Origin of the sequence: Tabrizicola sp. YIM 78059, from assembly GCF_004959785.1 — a bacterium.
GTDB lineage: Bacteria > Pseudomonadota > Alphaproteobacteria > Rhodobacterales > Rhodobacteraceae > Tabrizicola > Tabrizicola caldifontis.
In genome coordinates, this window is record NZ_SJZH01000004.1 from 60,840 (window position 1) to 79,821 (window position 18,982).

Sequence of the window (18,982 nt, forward strand, 5' to 3'; positions counted from 1 at the left end):
GTCAGCGCTCCATCCCCGGCAGGTCCAGCCCGGCAAGACCCGCGATCATTCGGGCGACCGAGGCGTCGTCGTCGCGCCCCATGCCGGCGGCCGCTGTCATCACGAACATCTGCAAGGCCATCGCTGCGATCGGGGTCGGGAACTTGAGGCCACGACCGATGTCGGAGACGATGCCGAGATCCTTGGTGAAGATATCCACCGCGCTGCGTGGCGCGTAGTCGCCGTCCAGGATGTGGGGAACCCGGTTCTCGAACATCCAGGAGTTGCCGGCCGAGGCGGTGATGACCTCGTAAACCTTTCTTATATCAAGATTCATTGCCTTGGCAAAGGTGATCGCTTCGCAAGCGGCGGCGATGTGGACGCCGGCGAGAAGCTGGTTCACGACCTTGAAGGCGGCGCCGGTTCCGGCCTCTTCGCCCAGTTCGTAGACCTTGGAGGCAATAGCATCCAGCACAGGGCGGAGACGGCCAAACACGGCGGCCGGACCAGAGGCCATGATCGTAAGCTCGCCCGCCGCCGCGCGCGCCGCCCCACCACTGATCGGCGCATCCAGATAGCCTAGGCCCAGATCCGCACATCGCGCCGCAAGCGCCCGCGCCGCATCTGGCGACATCGTGGCGCTGGAAATCACGATGCCCCCTGGCGCCATCGCCGTCGCGGCCCCATCCGCCGCAAACAGCGCGGTTTCGGTCTGGACCGCGTTGACCACCACACAGAGCACCACATCGGCGCCACGCGCAGCCTCACCGGGGCTGGCGGCAGCCCGGCCGCCTGCGTCGGCAAAGCGGTTTACCGCATCGACGTTCGGGTCATAGCCCGTGACGGTAAATCCCCGTTTCAGCAAGGAGGCCGCCATGCCAAGGCCCATCGACCCCAAGCCCAGGACACAAATGCGCAGGTCAGTCGTGGCGTTCATGATATTCCCCAAAATCCCCCAGCCGCGTGGTCCCTTGACAGGGTCGCCATGATAGCGTTGTCATTCGCATCGTTAGCGCAGGAGTCGCGGCCAAGGCAAGGGCAACGTTCAGGCGCGGCAACGCAGGACAGGCTGCGGGATGTCAGCCCCGGCAACCGAAGCAAAGAAGGACGACAGCGTGCGAATCGGAGCTGTGGCAGACGACATTACCGGCGCGACAGACTTGTGCCTGATGCTGACGCGCGAAGGTTTGCGCACGGTGCAGGTTATGGGCGTTCCGCAGCCGGGCTCCAGGCTGCCCGATGCTGATGCCGTGGTCATCGCCTTGAAATCCCGGTCTATTCCCGCAGCCGACGCAGTCGAGATGTCCTGTGCGGCGGCCCGCGCCTTGCAGGCAGCGGGAGCGGAACAGTTGCTGTTCAAATACTGCTCGACCTTCGATTCGACGGACGCGGGAAACATCGGCCCGGTCGCGGCGGCACTGATGGATCTGACGGGATGCCCGCTGACCATCGCCTGCCCCTCATTCCCGGCGGCCGGGCGGACCACCTACAAGGGACACCTTTTCGTTGGCGACCTGCTGCTGTCGGACAGTCCGCTGAAGGATCATCCGCTGAACCCGATGCGGGACTCGAACCTCGTCCGGGTGCTTCAGAGACAGACAGCGCTGCCAGTCGGTCTGGTGCAGATCGGGACAATCCGGCAGGGGGTGGACGCCCTGCGCGCGGAATTCGCCGCACGACAGGCCGCGGGCGACCGCATCCTGATCGTGGATACCTTGAGCGACGACGACCTGCGCGTTATCGGCGCGGCTTGCGAGAACATGCCTCTGGTGACCGGCGGCTCGGGGATCGGTCTGGGGTTGGCGGCGAATGTCATCCGCAGCGGCAAGGTCAGGCCCCAGCCGGTCGCGCGCCGCATGAAGGCCCCGGCGGGCCGCCCGGTGGTGCTGGCTGGCTCTTGCTCGGCGGCGACGCTGGGCCAGATCGAGGCGGCCCGCAGCGCCGGCCTGCCGCTTCTGGCGCTGGATCCCGGGGCGCTGGCGGACGGTCGCCTCACCCCGGCCGAAATCGCCGCCTGGGCCATCGCGCAACCCGGGACCCGCCCGCCCGTGATCTATTCCAGCGCCCCGCCCGACATCCTGCGCGCGGTGCAGGACCGTCTCGGGCAGCACAAGGCAGGCGCATTGCTCGAAACCACTCTGGCCGAAACAGCCCGCCTGCTGCGAGACGCGGGTTTTTCCCGCTTCCTGATCGCCGGGGGAGAGACCTCGGGCGCTGTGGTCGCGGCGCTGGGCGTGACGATGCTTTACATCGGCCCCGAGATCGCGCCCGGCGTGCCCTGGACGCGCAGTGCGGCCGGCCCTGACCTTGCGCTGGCGCTGAAGTCTGGCAACTTTGGCGGGCCCGACTTCTTCCTGCGGGCCTGGGATCTGCTGGAGAACCACGATGTCTGACGAAACCCGCGCCCGGGACGAGATCTGCCGCGTCGGGGCCTCGCTCTTCGCCCGGGGCCTGACGGCTGGGTCCAGCGGCAATATCTCGGTCCGGCTGGAAGATGGCGGCTGGCTGATGACGCCAACCAATGTCTCGATGGGCGCACTGGACCCGGCCCGCCTGTCGCGGTTCGACGCCAAGGGACGGCTTTTGTCCGGCGACGCGCCCACGAAAGAGGCGTTCCTGCATTTCTCGATGTATGGCGAGCGCGCCGATGCGGCGGCGGTGGTGCATCTGCACTCCAGCCATGCCACGGCCGTCAGCATCCTGCGCGACGTTGACCCGCAGGATGTCCTGCCGGCACTGACCGCCTATTACGTCATGCGGGTGGGCCGCCTGCCGCTGGTGCCTTATTTCGCCCCCGGCGACCCGGATCTGGCCCATGCAGTCCGGGCGCTGGCCAGCCGCCACCATGCGGTGCTGCTGGCCAACCACGGCCCGGTCGTCGCCGGCACCTCACTTGCCAATGCCCAATATGCCACGGAAGAGCTGGAAGAGACCGCCAAGCTGTTCCTGATGTTGCGAGACCACGCCTTGCGGACCTTGACACCCGAGCAGGTGGCCGACCTGCGCCGTCGCTTCAACTTGACTTGATCCCCTACCGGAGACACGAAATGACCGCCACGAAAGAAAAGATCGGCTTTGTCGGCACAGGGCTGATGGGGCATGGCATGGCCAAGAACATTGTCGAGAAGGGCTATTCCCTGACCGTCATTGCCCATCGCAACCGCGCCCCGGTGGATGACCTGGTGGCGCGGGGCGCGACCGAGGCCGCCTCGCTGGCCGATCTTGCCCGCAGCTCGACCATCATTTTCCTGTGTCTCACCGGCGCGCCCGAAGTAGCGGCGACTGTGGCGGCACTGAAGCCGGGGCTTGCCAGGGGTTCGGTCATCGTCGACTGCTCGACCTCGGACCCGACGGTAACGCTGCGTCTTGCGGCAGAACTTGCCGAGGTCGGTGTCGAGTTCGTTGATGCGCCGCTGAGCCGCACCCCGAAGGAGGCCTGGGAGGGTACGTTGGATTGCATGGTGGGTGCGAAGCAGGAAACATTTACCCGCGTCCAGCCGGTGATCGCCACCTGGGCCGCCAAGATCGTCCATATCGGCGGCGTCGGCGATGGCCACAAGATGAAGCTTCTGAACAACTTCCTGTCGCTTGGCTATGCCGCGCTCTATTCCGAGGCGCTGGCGCTCTCTCGCAAGGTGGGCATTCCGGTGTCCGAGTTCGACAAGGTGATCCGCGGCGGGCGGATGGATTGCGGCTTCTACCAGACGTTCATGGGCTACGCGCTGGAAGGCAACCGCGAGGCCCACAAGTTCACCATCGGCAACGCCTACAAGGACATGCGCTATGTCGAGGCGATGGCCAATGCCGCAACCGTGGCCACACCCATGGCCAGCGCCGTCAAGAACTCTTTCGCACTCGCCATGGCAACTGGAGGCGACGGTCCGACGGACTACGTCCCTCACCTGTCTGATTTCGTCGCGCGGGCGAACGGCATTCGCTGAACGCCGCCCATGGGGGCGTTGATCGCCGTATTCCCGCTGGCTTGCTGGTGCAAAATCATGTTCGGCCGCCCGAAGGATCGGCGCCGCATTGCCACCCGCCAAGACAGGCACCCGAAAGCCTTTCCCGCCGCTGTCGTTGTTGCAGCAACGGTCCTGTTTCGGCTTTTGCGATCAAAGAGCTTGGAGTCCGGGTCAGGCAGCGTGTGCCGACGAACTTGTGCCAGCGCCCGGATGGCATGATTGTCGGCCGGCCCCTGCCAATGAAAGACAAAGGGCAGGCGCGCCGTTCATTTCGAGACTTCGGCCACGGATCGCTGAGGTCCAGGTGCACGAAGCCGTGTTTCATGAATCTTGCGCGCTTCGCGTTCCCGTCATGTCAGCCGCGCGATGCATCCGTTCGGGGAAATGTTCAACGCGCCCATCAGACGACTTGCGCAACCGGGCCAATTGCAGGCGACCATGGCAGCATGGACCCTACTCATTGGCCCGGCAGCGCGCTAAGGTCGCTGCGGTGCGTCAGACCGGGAGCAGCCATGACAAAGATCGCCGAACCTGTCGTGCATATCCATGACGATCGTTTCAAGGTAACCGAATGGCGCTTTTCCCCGGGGGCAGAGACGGGGTGGCACCGGCACGAGCACGACTATGTGATCGTGCCGTTGACCGACGGAACCCTGACACTGGACATGCCGGATGGCCAGAGGGCGCAGGCACAACTTCGGCAAGGTGTGCCCTACTCGCGCCGGGTTGGGGTAGAGCACAATGTGACCAACGGTTCGTCCGTCGCCCCCCTGTCGTTCCTTGAAATCGAAGTCGTGGATGACGCCCTTGCCCGGAAGCGACGTGCGACCATGGAACGGTTGATGGCGGCGTTCAACATGCGGGATCTGGATGGGCTGATGGCCTGCATGTCAGCCAATTGCGCCTTTCATGCCGCTGCCGGGCCGGATGCCGAGGGCCGGGTTCACCGCGGCCGCGAGGCGGTTCGCACGGCCTATGCGGCCATCTTCGACACTTTCCCGCAGGCGGCCTGGACCGAGGGCGCGCATGTCGTAGCGGGTGATACGGGCCTGTCGACCTGGCGCTTCGTCGGCACCACGCGCGACGGGGTGTCGGTGGATGTGCGCGGTTGCGATGTCTTCGCCTTCGAGGGCGACCTCATTGCGCTGAAGGACAGCTACCGCAAGGCACGCGGCTAGCTGCGCCGTGCGGAGCCGCACCGACGGGCAGACGAAGCCGCATGAGGAAGCTGCCCGCGTCGCGCGGTCTGCATACTGACCTAGCGATTGTAGCGGATGAAAGGCGTCTGCCTGCCGATCCGGTCATACAGCCGCCGACCGGCTTCGTTGAAGTGCTGGGTCAGCCAGTACACGGCGGGCGTGCCGTTGGCATCGGCTGCGGCATAGACTGCCTCGATAAGGCGGCGGCCAAGTCCGGTGCCGCGCGCGGCAGGGTCGACGTAGAGATCCTGGAGGTAACAGACGTTCTCGACCTTCCAACAGTGCCGGTGGAACAGATAATGCGCCAGCCCCATCGCGCGCCCATCAACCTCGGCAATCAGGGCGTTGAAATCCTGCGGATCGTCGCCCAACAGGCGCGCAAAGGTGGTGGCATAGACCACCTCGGGCACCGTGGTTTCGTAATAGTCAAGATAACCCGTCCACAGACGCCGCCAATCGGTTTCGTCGGTGGCACGCAGCGGGCGGATGCTGACCTCGGGCATGTTCCCCTCCGACAGGAAGGCCGGCCCCGAACGCGCGGGGCCGGCCATGCCTTGGCTGTGCCTTACTTCATCAGGTCGGCAACCGGAATGGGCGAGGAGATCGTCCATTCATCGACCACGCCCGGCTTGCCGTTGTTCGTTTCGACGATCAGGTAGCGGGCCCGGTTCTGGTGGTGCAGTTCGCTGGTGAAGGTGCGTGGGCCGAAGAGGGTAGGTTCATCGACCATCTTTTCCAGCTCTGCCACAACGGCGCTGGTCTCGGTCGTGCCGGCACGCTCGACGGCCTTGGCCCAGACGTCGATCATCACATAGCCCGGATAGGTGTATTGCGTGGCCGGCGGCGCACCGGTCACTTCGGTGTATTTCGCGTTGAACTCGTTCACCGCGGGGTTCGGGTCGTCGCCATAGATCGAGCCCTGAACCGGCACGTAGAAGTTCGACAGGTCCGGCACCGCAGACAGCCAGTAGCTGCCATCCACGCCCGAACCGTTCAGGATCATCGAGTTGATGCCCGCAGCGCGCAGCTGCTTGATGGCCGAAACCGCGCCCGGCATCATGGTGCAAAGCATGATCGCATCGGGCTCTTCAGGCAGTGACTTGATCCGGGTGATCTGCGCAGCGATCGAGGCGTCCTCGTTCAGGAAGGTATCCTCGCCGACCAGCTTGGCCTCGGGCAGTTGCGGCAGCATCCAGTCGAAGCCGTCGCAGATGCCTTTGTTGTATTCGGTCCAGGTGTCCAGAAGGCGGTAGAATGTCCGGGCCTCTTTCTTGTTGTAGGCCCATTCCGCCATGGTTGCGCCCTGAACGGCAGCCAGAACCGAAGCCGAGAATGAGTTCGGCCCGACACCCTGGATGCCGGCCTTGATCGATTCGGCGCAGAGGAAGAACGAGATCAGGCCATTCGATTCCGCCGCCAGCGCGGCGGGGGCGCCAAAGTCGTAATCGCAGGAGACCACGACCATGTCTGCGCCCTGGTCGATGACGGAAAGGCCAGCCTTTGCGCCCTCGGCCCGGTCGGTCTTGGTGTCGGCGTTCACCACCTCGATCTGCTTGCCCAGAAGGCCGCCGGCCTCGTTGATTTCCGCGATGCGGATCATCGCCGCGTCCTGCGCGGGCTTGTCATAGGCCTGCATGAAGCCGGTCTCGGCCGTGGCGAAGCCCACGATGATGCGGTCGTCATCCGCAAGGGCCGCGCTGGAAAGGCACGTCGTGGCGGCAAGGATTGCTGTCAGTTTCTTCATCGTTCAACTCCCGTTGGTTGGTTTCAGTCCGTTCCCGGTTCGACCGGTTTTTCCGTCCGGGCACGCAGCCCGGTCAGTTCGCTGTTGCCCATGATTCCCGATGGCCGGAACATGAGGATGAGGATCATTACCACGCCCAGTGCGATTTCCTGCACGCCGCCCGGCAGGGCGAAGGTGCTGGTGCCCACCTGCACCCCGGCCTCGAGCCAGCGCAGAACCTGGATCAGGCTGGACAGGATCAGCACACCCAGCACAGCGCCCGACAGGCTGCCCATGCCGCCAACGACCAGCATCGAAAGGGTGGTGAAAGTCAGTCCAAGATAGAAGGTATCGGGCGTCACAAGGCCGATGGAATGGGCATAAAGCGCACCCCCTGCCCCCATGATCGCGCCCGAGATCACGAACGCAATCAGCCTTACGCGGGGGATGTTAATGCCGCTGGCGGCGGCGGCCGTGGGTTCGTCACGCGCGGCACGCAGCGCAAGGCCATGGCGACTGATCGAGAAGGCCCAGGCCACGAAAACCGCCAGAATCGCGGCGATCATGTAAGGCCAGATCGAGCGGACGATCGGAATCCCAACGACCGAGGAGGTCGCGGCCGTGACGCTGCTCCAGTTGGAATAGATGGCGTTGACCATCGCCAGCATCGCAAAGGTCGCAATCGACGCCGCGATGCCCGACAGGCGCATGAGAACGGCACCAAAGACAAGGGCCCAGAAGGCCGCGAAGGTCCCGCCCGCAAGGGCCGCCGCCCAGAAGGGAATCTCCATCTGCATCAGCCAGTCGGGCAGGCCGGGCATGGCGGTGCCCTTCATCATCGGCTTGATCGTCGTCCAGGCCGCGACATAGCCGCCAAGACAGGCAAAGGCGATGTGGCCAAAGCTGATGACGCCGGAATTGCCGATGAAGGTGTAAAGTCCGACGACGAACACCACCTGAAGGAAGATGTCGATCACGGTCTGATTGAATGGCCGAGACCCGACGAACCATGCGATCAGGGCGAAGGCCAAGAGTAGCGCCGAAAGGATCAGCGGCGTGGCGATGGTGCGGCGCAGGATCGAGTAACGGGCCATCACACGCGCTCCTTCGTGCCGCGCGCCGCAAGCAGGCCTTGCGGGCGGAAGATCAGGACGAGGATGACCGCGCCATAGACAAAGGCATCGCGGAAGGCGCGGGCATCGGGCGGCAGGATCACCTGCATCACCGTGGCGATCGCCCCCAGCGCAAAGCCCGCGATCACCGCGCCCGCAAGGCTGCCCATGCCGCCGATCACCGTGGCGATGAAGGCCATCAGCATCACGCTTGCCCCCATCATGATGTTCGCCGTGCCGGTCTGCGACCCGAGGATCAACGCGATGGCCGCTGCCAGCGCGCCGGAAAGGGCGAAGGCCCCCATGATGACCCGGTTCGCCCTGACCCCCAGCATCCGCGCCATGGTGAAATTTTCGGCCGCGGCCCGCATCTCAAGGCCAAAGCGGGTGCGGCGCAGAAAGGCGGTCAGGCCGATCAGGACGGCGATGGTCACAAGGATGGTGATCAGCTGCAGAAGCGGGATACGCGCGCCCAAGATCTCGACAGGCTGACTGAGGCCTGGCAGCAGCGAGATGCTTTTCGGTCGGCTGGAGAACAGCATCAGCAGGAAATACCGGATCACGAAGCCAAGAGCGAACGAGGCGATCATCATCGTTGCGGGGTTCGCGCGGCGGAAGCGGCGGAACACCACCACCTCGGACAGCACGGAAAGCCCCGCGCCCACGGCAAGGGTGAAGGGAATCAGCAGGAACCAGGGGAGGTTGCCCGCGAAGATGATCGCGACCGCATCGACCGAGGGCCAGAGCAGCGCGAAGACGCAGAAGGCGATCACGTCGCCATGCGCGAAATTGACCAGCCGCATCACGCCGAAGATCAGCGCGATGCCAAGCGCGCCAAGAGCGTAAAGCGACCCCAGCGACAGCGCGTCGAAGATGACCTGCATCAACCCGCCCATCAATGTTCCCCATATCCGAAGTATGCAGCCTGCATCGCCTCGCTTTGCCCAAGCGCGCGGGCATCGCCGTCCAGCACGATTTCGCCCCCCCGCATCAGCATCATCCGCCCACCCACCATCATCGCGCGGGTGGAAGACTGTTCGACGATCAAGAGCGTCAGCTTGCGTTCGGCGCGAAGCGCGATCAGCCGTTCGTAGACCTGATCGGTGATGTTCGGCGCAAGGCCAAGGCTGGGTTCGTCGATCGCCACCAGACGCGGCGTCGTCATCAGCGCCCGGCCGATGACCAGCATCTGCTGCTGGCCACCCGACAGAAGCCCCGCCTGGCTGTGACGCCGCTCCTTCAGGATCGGGAAGGTGGCATAGACGGCCTCAAGCTCGCTGGCTGCCCGCGCCCGCCAGCCGCGGGTGCCGGAATGCATGCCGGTGCCGACCATCAGGTTTTCCTCGATCGTCAACGAGCCGAAAACGTCACGCCCCTCGGGCACCATGGACAGGCCCAGACGCGCGATGTCCTCGGGCGCCCGGCCGGTGATGTCGTGATCGGCAAAGTCGATCCGGCCCCCGGCAGGGGGTGTGACCCCGGCGATGGCCCGCAGAAGCGAGGATTTCCCTGCGCCGTTCGGGCCGGTAATGAACAGGATCTCACCCTCGGCAAGGGTGAAGGTCACGCCGCGAACGGCCGTAAGCCGCCCGTAACGGACCGAGATGTTGGACAGGGCCAGCAGGCTCATGCCTCTACCTCCAGCACGGGAAGATCGGTGTCGGCGGCGCTGCCCATGTAGGCGTGACGCACCTTCTCGCTGGCGCGGATCACATCGGGCGGGCCGGCCTCGATTACCGCACCGCTGTCGAGGACGACAATGTGGTCGCAAAGGCCCAGCACCAGGCCCACGTTGTGTTCGATCAGCAGGACACCACAGCCCATTTCCCCGGCGATGCGGCGGATCAGGGCGGAAAGTTCGGCCGCCTCCTGTGCGCTCATCCCGGCGGCGGGTTCGTCAAGCAGCAGGAACTTCGGCCGTCCCATCAGCGCCCGACCGATGGCGACGCGGCGTTCGTCGGTATAGGGCAGCGCGCCCGCGATCCGGCCCGCCAAGGGGGCGATGCCAACCCAGTCGAGCATCACCTCGGCCTCGGCAATCGCTGCCGCGCGCGACTGGCCCAGGCCGACGCCGGTGACCTCCAGATTGTCGATCACCGGCAGGTCACGGAACAGCCGCCCGCCCTGAAAGGTGCGGGCAATGCCGCGGCGGCGAACCTCATGCGGCTTCAGTCCCGAAAGGGGCTGTCCGTCCAGCAGGACAGCCCCTTCCGTTGCGGTCTGAAACCCGGTCAGCACATTGACAAGCGTGGTCTTTCCAGCCCCGTTCGGGCCGATCAGCCCGACGATCTGACCGGGCGACACTGTCAGGTTCACCCCCGACAGCGCCTTCAGCCCGGCGAAGGCCACCGATACCTTGTCAGCGCGCAGGTCGTTCATCTTGCTCCTTTCCGGTCGCGGGTGATGAGGTAGGAACCGCTGGCATCAAGCCGCGCCGTCCAGCCCGGTTCGATCACGATGGTTGTGGTGACCTCTTCGATCACCGCCGGCCCCTTTATCACGGCATCGGCCCCAAGCGGCGTTCCGTCATAGATCGGCGTCCTTGTCCGCTTGCCATCGGCGCTGAACACCGCATCGCGGTGGCCCTTCAGCGCCTTCTGCGGCGAAACGCCCTTGCCGATGCTCATGCGGGCGGGCTTGTCCACGACGCCATAAAGCGTGCTTTCGATGTTCACCACTTCCACGGTCGAGGCAGGCTCGGCATAGGTGTAAAGCTCCTTGTGGCGCTTGTGGAAGGCGTCCTTGATCTTGCCGATCGACCTTGCATCGACCTTGAATGTGCCGATTTCGACGGTGCATTCGTGCACCTGCCCGACATAGCGCATGTCGAGGCTGCGCTTCGTCACGATATCCCTGGCCTTGAAGCCGTCAGCCTTCAGATGCGCCACGCCCTGCGCCTCGATCTGGTTGAACAGCTCGTCGATCCGGGCATAGGCCGCGTTGTTGTCCAGCCGCAGGGGGGCGGTGGCCATGTAGTTGTATTTCACGTCGCTGATGATCTGGCCGAAGGCACAAAGACCCGAGGCAAGCTTGGGCAGGACGATGGTGTCGATCCCCATGGCCGAAGCCAGTGCCGTGATATGCGCTGCCGTCGCCCCGCCCGCACCGACCAGCACGAAGTCGCGCGGGTCGTATCCGCGCTCCACGGTCACCCGGCGGATGCCATTCACCATGTTGGCGTTGACGATGGTGAACATCCCATAGGCGGCACGTTCCACGCTCATGCCCAAGGGATCGGCGAGGTTCGCCTTGATCGCCTGATGCGCCTTTGCCGCATCAAGCGGCAGGCGCCCGCCCACCAGCCCGTCGGGGTTCAGATAGCCCAGTACCAGGTTCGCATCCGAAACGGTGGGAAGCTTGCCGCCCTGCCCATAGCAGGCCGGTCCGGGATCCGAGCCCGCCGATTGCGGGCCCATCTGCATCAGCCCCATCTCGTCGATCCAGCCGATCGACCCGCCGCCCGCGCCCAGGGTTTCCACCTGGATCATCGGCACGCCGATCCGGTAACGCAGGAAGTCGATGTTCTTGTTGATGTTCGTCGACCCGTCCTTGGTCAGCGTGATGTCGAAGGACGTGCCGCCCATGTCCACGGTGATGACGTTGCGGTGTCCGAAGGGTTCGCACACATACTGACCCGCTGCCGGTGCCGAGGCAGGACCCGAATTGATGGCATAGACCGAGCGGTCCGTCATCGCCTGGCCGATGGCAAGCCCGCCGTTCGACTGATAGTAGCGGACCGGCTGCTTCGCCCCGAGGCTGCGGAAATAGCTGTCCACCGCCTCGACATAGCGCTTCATGATCGGCGCAAGATAGGCGTTCACCACCGCCGTCGAGGTGCGGGTGTATTCCCGGACCTGCGGATAAAGTTCGCTGCCCAGGGTCAGGACCACGCCCGGAAGCATTTCGCGCACGATTTCCCCCGCGCGGCGTTCGTGGTCGGGGTGCAGCACCGACCAGACGAAGCTGATCGCCACCGTCTCCACCCCTTCGGCGCGGAAAAGTTCGCAAGCCGCGCGCACGTCGGCTTCGTTCAGGGGCTCGCGCACGCTGCCGTCCGACAGCACCCTTTCGCGCACGCCCCGGCGCAGATACCGCGGCACCAGCATCGTGGCGGGCGGATATTCCGGGTCGTAGCGGTAGCCGTCCTCCTTGTGACCCAGCCGGATTTCCAGGCTGTCCTCATGTCCGGCGGTGCAGATCAGGCCGGTCTTGGCCCCCTTGTGGGTGATCAGAGCGTTCAACCCCACCGTCGTTCCGTTGATGCACAGGTCGCAGTTCGACACCACCTTCTCAGCGGGTATGCCAAGATCCTCGGAGATCAGCGCCAGGCCGTTGCGGATTGCCTGTGTCGGGTCCTGCGGGGTGGAGAGCGCCTTGTAAAGCCGCACCTGCCCGGATTTGTCGGCCAGAACGAAGTCGGTGAAGGTGCCGCCCGCGTCGATGCCCAGTCGGTAATCGGATTTCATCTCATGTTCCCCCTTATTTCGCGGCCATGGCGGCGCGACGACGCGCCCGCAGCTCTTCGGTTGCCTTGATGTCCACATGCAGTGTGGCGGGGTCGGTGATGATGACTCCGTAGTCCTCCCTTGCTCCGTCGATGGAAACGAGACCGTTCTTTACGTCCCAGACCACCTTTTCAACGGCCCGGTCCATCGGGTTGCCGTAGCCGCCGCCGCCGGGGTTCATGTTGGTGATCCGATCGCCCGGCTTGATGACCTTGATGACGTTCTCGCGGATGGTTTCGGTTCTTTCGCCTTGCACCAGTTCCAGCCGCCCGACCTTGGTGTCGATGATCGTGCTGGCCGCGCCCGCCGCGCCCACCGCAGGGATGCGGCGGCCTTCCCCGAAGGTGATGAAGGTCATTTCATCGTTCAGCGGTTCCACTTCCCAGGCGGTGCCGCTGCCCCCGCGGAACTTGCCCGCGCCCCCGCTGTCGGTCATCAGGCTGTAGCGGTGGATGATGATCGGGTAGCTGTATTCCAGAAGCTCCACGTCGCCCGACGTCAGCGCGCCGAAGCAGCATTCCGGCCCGCAGGCGTGCCAGCCGTCCTGGCTGGGCGTCGCCCCCGCGCCCGAGATGATGGTGGCCAGCACCATCGTCACGTATTCCTCGTCATGCCGCTTGTCCCAGCCGGCGATGTTCAGGCCGTTGGCATGGCCCCAGCTGGCCGAGACCTTGGACGGCACCGCCTTCTCGAAGGCCAGCCGCACCGCGTCGGTCAGCGTTTCCATCGGGGTGGTGGTGCAATTCATGTGCGGCGCGGGTTCGGCCGCGTTGCAGATCGTGCCCTTGGGGCCGAAATCCACCGTCACGCAGCGGTAGAGCCCCTCGTTGTAGGGGGGCGGCAACTGGGCGAACATCATCAGGCCCAGATAGACGCCAGAATGGCTGTTCCCCTCGTAGCTGTTGATGAAATAGGGGATCTGCGGCGGGCTCGAGATGGCGATATGGCAGCTGTCGCCCTTGATCGTGACAGTCGCCTTGATCTCGAAGTCGCCGTAGCCGTGACCGGCATCCTCCAGGATCGCCGAGCCCTCGTAGGTGCCGTCGGGTACCGCTGCGATCAGGCTGCGCATCTGGCGCTCGGCCATGTCGAGCAGCGTTTCGATGCAGGCATCGACCTGTTCTTCGCCGTATTTCTCCAGCATGGCCAGAAGCGCGCGCTCGCCGACCTGGCAGGCACCGATCAGGGCATTGAAATCGCCTTCCTGGTCACGCCGGGCGCGCATGTTGGTCAGAAGCAGGTTCAGCACATCCTTGCGTGGGGTGCCACGGTCCCAGACCTTGACCGGGGGGATGCGCAGGCATTCGGCATAGATTTCCTTGGCGTTGGGATTGTAGCCAGCCGGCACCGGCCCCCCCACGTCGGTCAGGTGGCCCTTGCAGACCGTCCAGTATTTCAGTTTCCCCTTCCAGAACACGGGCTTGTAGAAACAGGTGTCGATCGCATGGCTGCCGCCCCAGGCCGGATCGTTGTGAATGATGAGGTCGCCTTCATGGATGTCGCCCTCGAAATACTTCGCCACAACCTTCATCGCCGGGATCAGCGAGCCTAGGTGGATCGGAATGTCCTGCCCCTGCAGGATCATCTCCGGCCGGTGGTTGAAGAGCGCGGTCGAATAGTCGTGTGCCAGGTTGAACACCGACGATCGCGCGGTCTTTTCCAGGCTCAGCGTCATCTCCCGCTGCGTCGTTTCAAGAATGCCCCGGACCACCGACAGGGTGATCGGGTCCACCTCGACCTTCTTCCTTTTCCTTGGCGTGCCCGCCATCACGAAACCCTCCCGTAAGGGCCGCGCAACAGGGAAATGGCCGGGCAGGAAACCCGGTGCAGTCGTCTGCCTTCCCTGTCGCGCGGCGTCTGTTGCGCCGTTGGTCGGGGAAGGCTAGCGACGCCATCGCGCTCGCGTCTTTGCACCGGGTGCACCGCTTCTTGCGTTTCAGTGCAGGGCGGGTTGATGACCGCTTGTCCGACTCGCACGTCCGTGCCCTGATGCGGCAAAGGGGGAAGGACGCGATGAAGACGACGATCACCACCCGCGGGGTGGATCAGGCAGCCCGCAGCCGGCACTGGCACGAAACGATCGCGCGCATCTACTTTCCGCTGGAACTGACCTTTCACCGCCCCGAGGCCTTTGACGGTGAGCTGACATCCTGGGATCTGGGCGGGGTATCGATCTCGCGCCTGACCTCGGACGCGCTGCTTTACCGCCGTCTGCCCAAGCATTTCCGCGAACCCGGACCCGAGGAATTCCTGGTCACCCTGCCCGCGCGGTCCGAAGTCCGCTTTGCACAGGCAGGAAAGGAGGTACGGGCCAACCCCGGCGCCTTCTTCATTGAGCGCAGCCACGAGCCGTACGAATTCAGCCACGCCGAACCTGCCGACCTCTGGGTGATGAAGCTGTCGAAGGACATGCTGGGCGGTCGCATCCGTGCGCCGGACCGGTTCTGCTCGCTTCAGTTCGATGCAACGAACGGGGCGAACGGCCTTTTCGTGGACATGGTCCACCTGATCCCGCAGCGCTATGACGCGATGAGCGAAGAGACCCGCGCCATCGTGGGCCGCCAGCTGGTGGACCTTCTGGCGCTGGCCATCCAGTCGGACGAGCGGGTTCTGACCTCGGGCGCCTCGACCGTGCGCGCCGCGCACCTGGCGCGCATCGAGGCTTTCGTGCGCCGGAACATCGACGACCCGGACCTCGGGCCGGAAGAGGTGGCGGCAGGCTGCGGAATTTCGGTGCGCTATCTGCACGAGCTGTTGCGCGACACGAACACCACCCTGGGCCAGTGGATCCGCGACACGCGGCTGCAGGCAGCGATGGAGGATCTGAAGAACCCGGCCGACCGCCGCGCCATCGGCGAGATCGCGTATGCGCGGGGCTTTACCGACCAAGCGCAGTTCAGCCGTGCCTTCCGGGCCCGGTTCGGCGTGACGCCGAAAGAGGCCAGGGGCAGGTAGGAAACCGCTCATCGACGCACTTCGTGCGCTTTTCGCTGTGTCGCGACCGGCAGCCAATGGCGCACGATGAGCGGTTGCGTGCATCATTTCCCCAGATGATGACGCACGCGTTGCAGGGCGGCCTGCCGGTCGTGCCGGGCCGCCAGTGCCTGTTCCATGCTGACCTCGACAAAACGTGCCGGGGCATGCGGCTGCAGCTGGCCGATCAGGTCCATGTCGGCACTGATGACGCAGCCAAGCATCATGTAGCCGCCGCCCGACACGGCGTCGCGGTGCAGAACGATGGGCTCGGTTCCGCCCGGAACCTGGATCGACCCGTAAGGATAGCAGGCATCGACGATGTTTGACGGGTTCGACCCCGCTCCGAAGGGCTGTTCGCGCGGGACGAACTCCAGCGCGGTGCCTCCGCGGAAGCGGTAGCCGATCCGGTCCGCCTCGGGCGCAACCTTCCAGGTGTCGGCGAAGAAGCGTTTGCCCGCCTCAGCCGTGATCCGGTGCCAGTAAAGACCCGGCAGCATCCGCAACTCGGCCGGGTTGCCCGGCATCCGCCGCATGGCCGCCGGCACGCTGCCCTTGCCCGCACTGCCCGCGCCCACCGGCAGTTCGTCGCCTGCCTTCAGCGCGCGGCCCTCGTGCCCGCCCAGCGCGCCCAGCGTGTAGGTCGAGCGCGACCCCAACTTCAGCGGCACGTCGATCCCGCCAGAGATGGCGATATAGGCCCTGGCGCCGGACTTCAGGAAGCCGAAGGACAGCCGGTCCCCGGCCTTCACAGGGAACGCCTCCCAGCCTGCACGTTCATCGCCGTTCAGCTTCGGCGGCAGGTCCCCCCCGGTCACCGCCACCCAGGCCGGCGCGGTGAATTCCAGTTCCGGGCCCATGAACACTGCCTCCAGCACCGCCGCGCCCTCGTCGTTGCCGACCAGCATGTTGGCCACACGCAGGGCAAAGCGGTCCATGCCCCCGGAGAGGGGGATGCCCAGGTGGTAGTAGCCCGGGCGGCCAAGATCCTGCACGGTCGTCGAAAGCCCCGGAGAGATCACCTTAACGGCCATTGAGTGCCTCCATCAGCTTGGCATTGGTCCCGGCCATGTCCTTGTTGAACTCGGAGAGCGAGAAGGTGGCGGGCCGGATCACCGGCTCGAATCGGTTCTGTTCGACCGCTTCGATAGCCGCGTCGTATTCGTCGCGGCCGATAGGCTTCCACTTGACGATGTCGCCGGGCTGGAACAGGCACATCTCGTCGCACAGATAGGACACCTGCTGGTTCGGGTCATAGATCGGCATCGGCGTGATCCCGAACATCTGATACCCCCCCGCACCGCGCACCGAATAGATGCAGGAGAAGCAGCCGCCGTGCCCCACAGTCAGCTTGGGGGTGTCGGTTCGCGGCCGCAGGTATTTCGGCACCTGCAACTGCCGCTCCCGCTCCACCATCTGATAAAGGAAAGGCAGCCCCGCCACGAAGCCCACCATCGACACGAACCAGGGCTGGCTGGAATGGGCCTTGATGAAGTTCTCGACCGTGCCCAGCCCGTTGATCTCGGCGGCGTATTCGAGGTCGGTCTTTGTCGGATCCTGGTGCCGCTCGCGGAATCGCATCAGCGTCTCGTGCGTCCAGGGATCCTGGTAGAAGACCGGGATCTCGATGATCCGCGTCTTGAGGCTGGCATCGGACTGTGCCGCTGCTGCCTCCATCCCCTGCAACTCTTTCAGCAGGTCGCCCGGCTTGATCACGTCCGGGTCGAACTTGACCTGAAAGCTGGCATTTGCCGGGCAGATCTCGGTCACGCCCTTGATGCCTGCGGCGCGGACCGCATTGGTCATCGACAGCGAGGTGAAGAAGGCCTCGAGCGACATGGCTTCGGAAACCTCTCCGAAGATGTGCTCATCGCCTCCGAAGCTGAAACGGATCGACATGGTCCCTCCCTCCTACGGTTCCAGTTCCGGCAGCAGCCGAGCGGAATGGGTATCCAGCCAGCCTTCCAGCCAGCGGGTATGAACGGCATTGGCCTGAACGTGTTCGTCTTCGGCCAGTGCCAGGAACAGCGGCCTTGTGGTGCGGAGGCCCTCGATGCGGGTTTCCTTCAGGGCCCGCACAAGACGGGTGATCGCCGCCTCTCGCGTTTCGCCATGCACGACCAGCTTGGCAAGAAGCGAGTCATAGAAGGGTGGCACGGTGTAACCCGCGTAAAGCATCGATTCGAAACGCACCCCTGGCCCGCCCGGCACCCGCAGGGCCGAAACGGTTCCCGGGAAGGGTGCGAAATCGCGCGACGGATCCTCGGCGTTCAGACGCACCTCGATGGCGTGGCCGCGCGCCACGATGTCCCGCTGCTTCAGCCGCAGCGGCTCGCCCCCAGCGATGCGCAGGCCCTCGGCCACCAGGTCGATGCCGGTAATCATCTCGGTGACCGGATGTTCCACCTGGATGCGGGTGTTCATCTCGATGAAGTAGAAGCGGTCGCTTTCGTCGTCGTAGAGATATTCGATGGTCCCGGCACCGGAATAGCCGACCGCCCTGGCAAGGCGCACGGCGCTTTGGCACAGATCGTCGCGCACACGGTCGGACAGGGCCCGCGAGGGCGCCTCTTCCCAGACTTTCTGGCGCCGGCGCTGCAGGGAACATTCGCGCTCCCAGCAATGCACGGCATCGGTGCCGTCGCCCAGCACCTGCACCTCGATGTGGCGCGCCTTCGTGACGACCTTTTCCATGTAGAGTCCGCCATCGCCGAAGGCGGCCAGCGCCTCGGCCGCGGCCTGGGGGAAGGCAGCCTCGAACTCGGCCAGGTCGTTCGCGATGCGGATGCCCCGCCCGCCCCCGCCGGCCGCTGCCTTGATCATCACCGGAAAGCCCGTGTCGATCAGGATGTGCCGGGCTTCGTCGATGTCGGCCACGCGGCCCATGCTGCCCGGCACCACGGGAACCCCTGCCGCATGGGCAGCCGAGCGCGCGGCAACCTTGTCGCCCATCGTGCGGATCGCGTCCCCGGACGGACCGACGAAGATCAGCCCAGCCGCCTTGCAGGCATCGGCGAAATCGGCGTTCTCGGCCAGAAAGCCATAGCCGGGATGCACACTGTCTGCCCCCGTATCGGCGGCTGCCTTCAGGATAGCGGCCTGATTCAGATAGCTTTTCTTCGCCGCAGGCGGTCCGATGTTCACGGCCTCGTCAGCGATCTGGACGTGCAGCGCCTCGCGGTCTGCATCGGAATAGACTGCAACAGTCGCGATGCCCAGATCCTTCGCCGCACGGATCACGCGCACGGCGATCTCTCCGCGGTTGGCGACCAGAAGCTTCTGCAGCATCAATCCACCTCGGCCAGCACGGCGCCCGCCATCACGGGCTCCTCGTTGTCGGCAACGAAGCGGATGTTCGTGCCGGCCACTTCGGACCGCACCTCGTGGAAGGATTTCATCACCTCGATCAGCCCGATCACATCGCCCACGGCGACGGAGTCGCCATCGGCCTTGAAGGGCGGCTTGTCGGGGGCAGAAGCGCGGTAGAACGTGCCAGGAAGCGGAGACTGGATCTGGGCCATGGGAAATC

The 18,982-nt window shown here is 64.9% G+C and carries 18 protein-coding genes; 5 read left to right on the plus strand and 13 right to left on the minus strand.

The window, feature by feature from the left end; genetic code table 11:
- Position 1 precedes the first annotated feature (1 nt).
- Positions 2–916, minus strand: a complete 915-nt coding sequence (gene ltnD, locus EZM81_RS07065; protein ID WP_136645257.1) for an L-threonate dehydrogenase — start codon at positions 914–916, stop codon at positions 2–4.
- Positions 917–1,094: 178 nt separating this feature from the next.
- Between ltnD and otnK the strand changes: the two genes are divergently transcribed.
- The 4 genes from otnK to EZM81_RS18715 all read left to right on the plus strand — a co-directional run bounded on the left by otnK (position 1,095) and on the right by EZM81_RS18715 (position 5,119).
- On the plus strand, positions 1,095–2,372 hold the full coding sequence (gene otnK, locus EZM81_RS07070; RefSeq protein WP_211195388.1) for a 3-oxo-tetronate kinase: 1,278 nt from the start codon (positions 1,095–1,097) through the stop codon (positions 2,370–2,372).
- Positions 2,365–3,006: a 3-oxo-tetronate 4-phosphate decarboxylase gene (gene otnC / locus EZM81_RS07075; RefSeq protein ID WP_136645259.1), complete on the plus strand. Its 642-nt coding sequence runs from the start codon at positions 2,365–2,367 to the stop codon at positions 3,004–3,006. Before otnK ends, otnC begins: the two co-directional genes overlap by 8 nt.
- 20 nt (positions 3,007–3,026) lie before the next feature.
- On the plus strand, positions 3,027–3,920 hold the full coding sequence (locus tag EZM81_RS07080; protein ID WP_136645260.1) for an NAD(P)-dependent oxidoreductase: 894 nt from the start codon (positions 3,027–3,029) through the stop codon (positions 3,918–3,920).
- Positions 3,921–4,453: 533 nt separating this feature from the next.
- Positions 4,454–5,119 (plus strand): nuclear transport factor 2 family protein, encoded by a 666-nt coding sequence (locus EZM81_RS18715; RefSeq protein ID WP_135450962.1) that lies wholly within the window; start codon positions 4,454–4,456, stop codon positions 5,117–5,119.
- A gap of 80 nt (positions 5,120–5,199) precedes the next feature.
- Here the strand turns inward: EZM81_RS18715 and EZM81_RS07090 are convergent, their stop codons facing one another.
- From EZM81_RS07090 to EZM81_RS07125, 8 genes are all read right to left on the minus strand, one after another.
- Entirely contained in the window at positions 5,200–5,643 is a 444-nt protein-coding gene (locus EZM81_RS07090; RefSeq protein WP_135450963.1) for a GNAT family N-acetyltransferase, read from the minus strand.
- Between the two features lie 62 nt (positions 5,644–5,705).
- Positions 5,706–6,884 (minus strand): ABC transporter substrate-binding protein, encoded by a 1,179-nt coding sequence (locus tag EZM81_RS07095; RefSeq protein ID WP_136645261.1) that lies wholly within the window; start codon positions 6,882–6,884, stop codon positions 5,706–5,708.
- Positions 6,885–6,907: 23 nt separating this feature from the next.
- Positions 6,908–7,957, minus strand: a complete 1,050-nt coding sequence (locus EZM81_RS07100) for a branched-chain amino acid ABC transporter permease (protein WP_136645262.1) — start codon at positions 7,955–7,957, stop codon at positions 6,908–6,910.
- Positions 7,957–8,871, minus strand: coding sequence for a branched-chain amino acid ABC transporter permease (locus tag EZM81_RS07105; RefSeq protein WP_167851041.1), 915 nt, complete (start codon positions 8,869–8,871; stop codon positions 7,957–7,959). Before EZM81_RS07105 ends, EZM81_RS07100 begins: the two co-directional genes overlap by 1 nt.
- On the minus strand, positions 8,871–9,605 hold the full coding sequence (locus EZM81_RS07110; RefSeq protein WP_135450966.1) for an ABC transporter ATP-binding protein: 735 nt from the start codon (positions 9,603–9,605) through the stop codon (positions 8,871–8,873). The genes EZM81_RS07105 and EZM81_RS07110 overlap by 1 nt, the downstream gene beginning before the upstream one ends.
- Positions 9,602–10,354, minus strand: coding sequence for an ABC transporter ATP-binding protein (locus EZM81_RS07115; protein WP_135450967.1), 753 nt, complete (start codon positions 10,352–10,354; stop codon positions 9,602–9,604). The genes EZM81_RS07110 and EZM81_RS07115 overlap by 4 nt, the downstream gene beginning before the upstream one ends.
- The gene (locus EZM81_RS07120; protein ID WP_136645263.1) at positions 10,351–12,441 is read right to left on the minus strand and encodes a hydantoinase/oxoprolinase family protein; all 2,091 of its coding nucleotides are present in this window, start codon (positions 12,439–12,441) and stop codon (positions 10,351–10,353) included. Before EZM81_RS07120 ends, EZM81_RS07115 begins: the two co-directional genes overlap by 4 nt.
- 13 nt (positions 12,442–12,454) lie before the next feature.
- Positions 12,455–14,248 (minus strand): hydantoinase B/oxoprolinase family protein, encoded by a 1,794-nt coding sequence (locus tag EZM81_RS07125; RefSeq protein WP_136645264.1) that lies wholly within the window; start codon positions 14,246–14,248, stop codon positions 12,455–12,457.
- A gap of 245 nt (positions 14,249–14,493) precedes the next feature.
- Between EZM81_RS07125 and EZM81_RS07130 the strand changes: the two genes are divergently transcribed.
- Positions 14,494–15,435: a helix-turn-helix domain-containing protein gene (locus EZM81_RS07130; protein WP_135450970.1), complete on the plus strand. Its 942-nt coding sequence runs from the start codon at positions 14,494–14,496 to the stop codon at positions 15,433–15,435.
- A gap of 83 nt (positions 15,436–15,518) precedes the next feature.
- Here EZM81_RS07130 and EZM81_RS07135 read toward each other — a convergent pair whose 3' ends face one another.
- The 4 genes from EZM81_RS07135 to EZM81_RS07150 are packed head-to-tail and all read right to left on the minus strand — an operon-like array spanning position 15,519 to position 18,974.
- Positions 15,519–16,487: a biotin-dependent carboxyltransferase family protein gene (locus EZM81_RS07135; RefSeq protein ID WP_136645265.1), complete on the minus strand. Its 969-nt coding sequence runs from the start codon at positions 16,485–16,487 to the stop codon at positions 15,519–15,521.
- Entirely contained in the window at positions 16,477–17,352 is an 876-nt protein-coding gene (locus EZM81_RS07140; RefSeq protein WP_136645266.1) for an allophanate hydrolase subunit 1, read from the minus strand. Before EZM81_RS07140 ends, EZM81_RS07135 begins: the two co-directional genes overlap by 11 nt.
- A gap of 12 nt (positions 17,353–17,364) precedes the next feature.
- Positions 17,365–18,741 (minus strand): acetyl-CoA carboxylase biotin carboxylase subunit, encoded by a 1,377-nt coding sequence (locus EZM81_RS07145; protein WP_135450973.1) that lies wholly within the window; start codon positions 18,739–18,741, stop codon positions 17,365–17,367.
- Positions 18,741–18,974, minus strand: coding sequence for an acetyl-CoA carboxylase (locus EZM81_RS07150; RefSeq protein ID WP_135450974.1), 234 nt, complete (start codon positions 18,972–18,974; stop codon positions 18,741–18,743). Before EZM81_RS07150 ends, EZM81_RS07145 begins: the two co-directional genes overlap by 1 nt.
- Positions 18,975–18,982 lie beyond the last annotated feature (8 nt).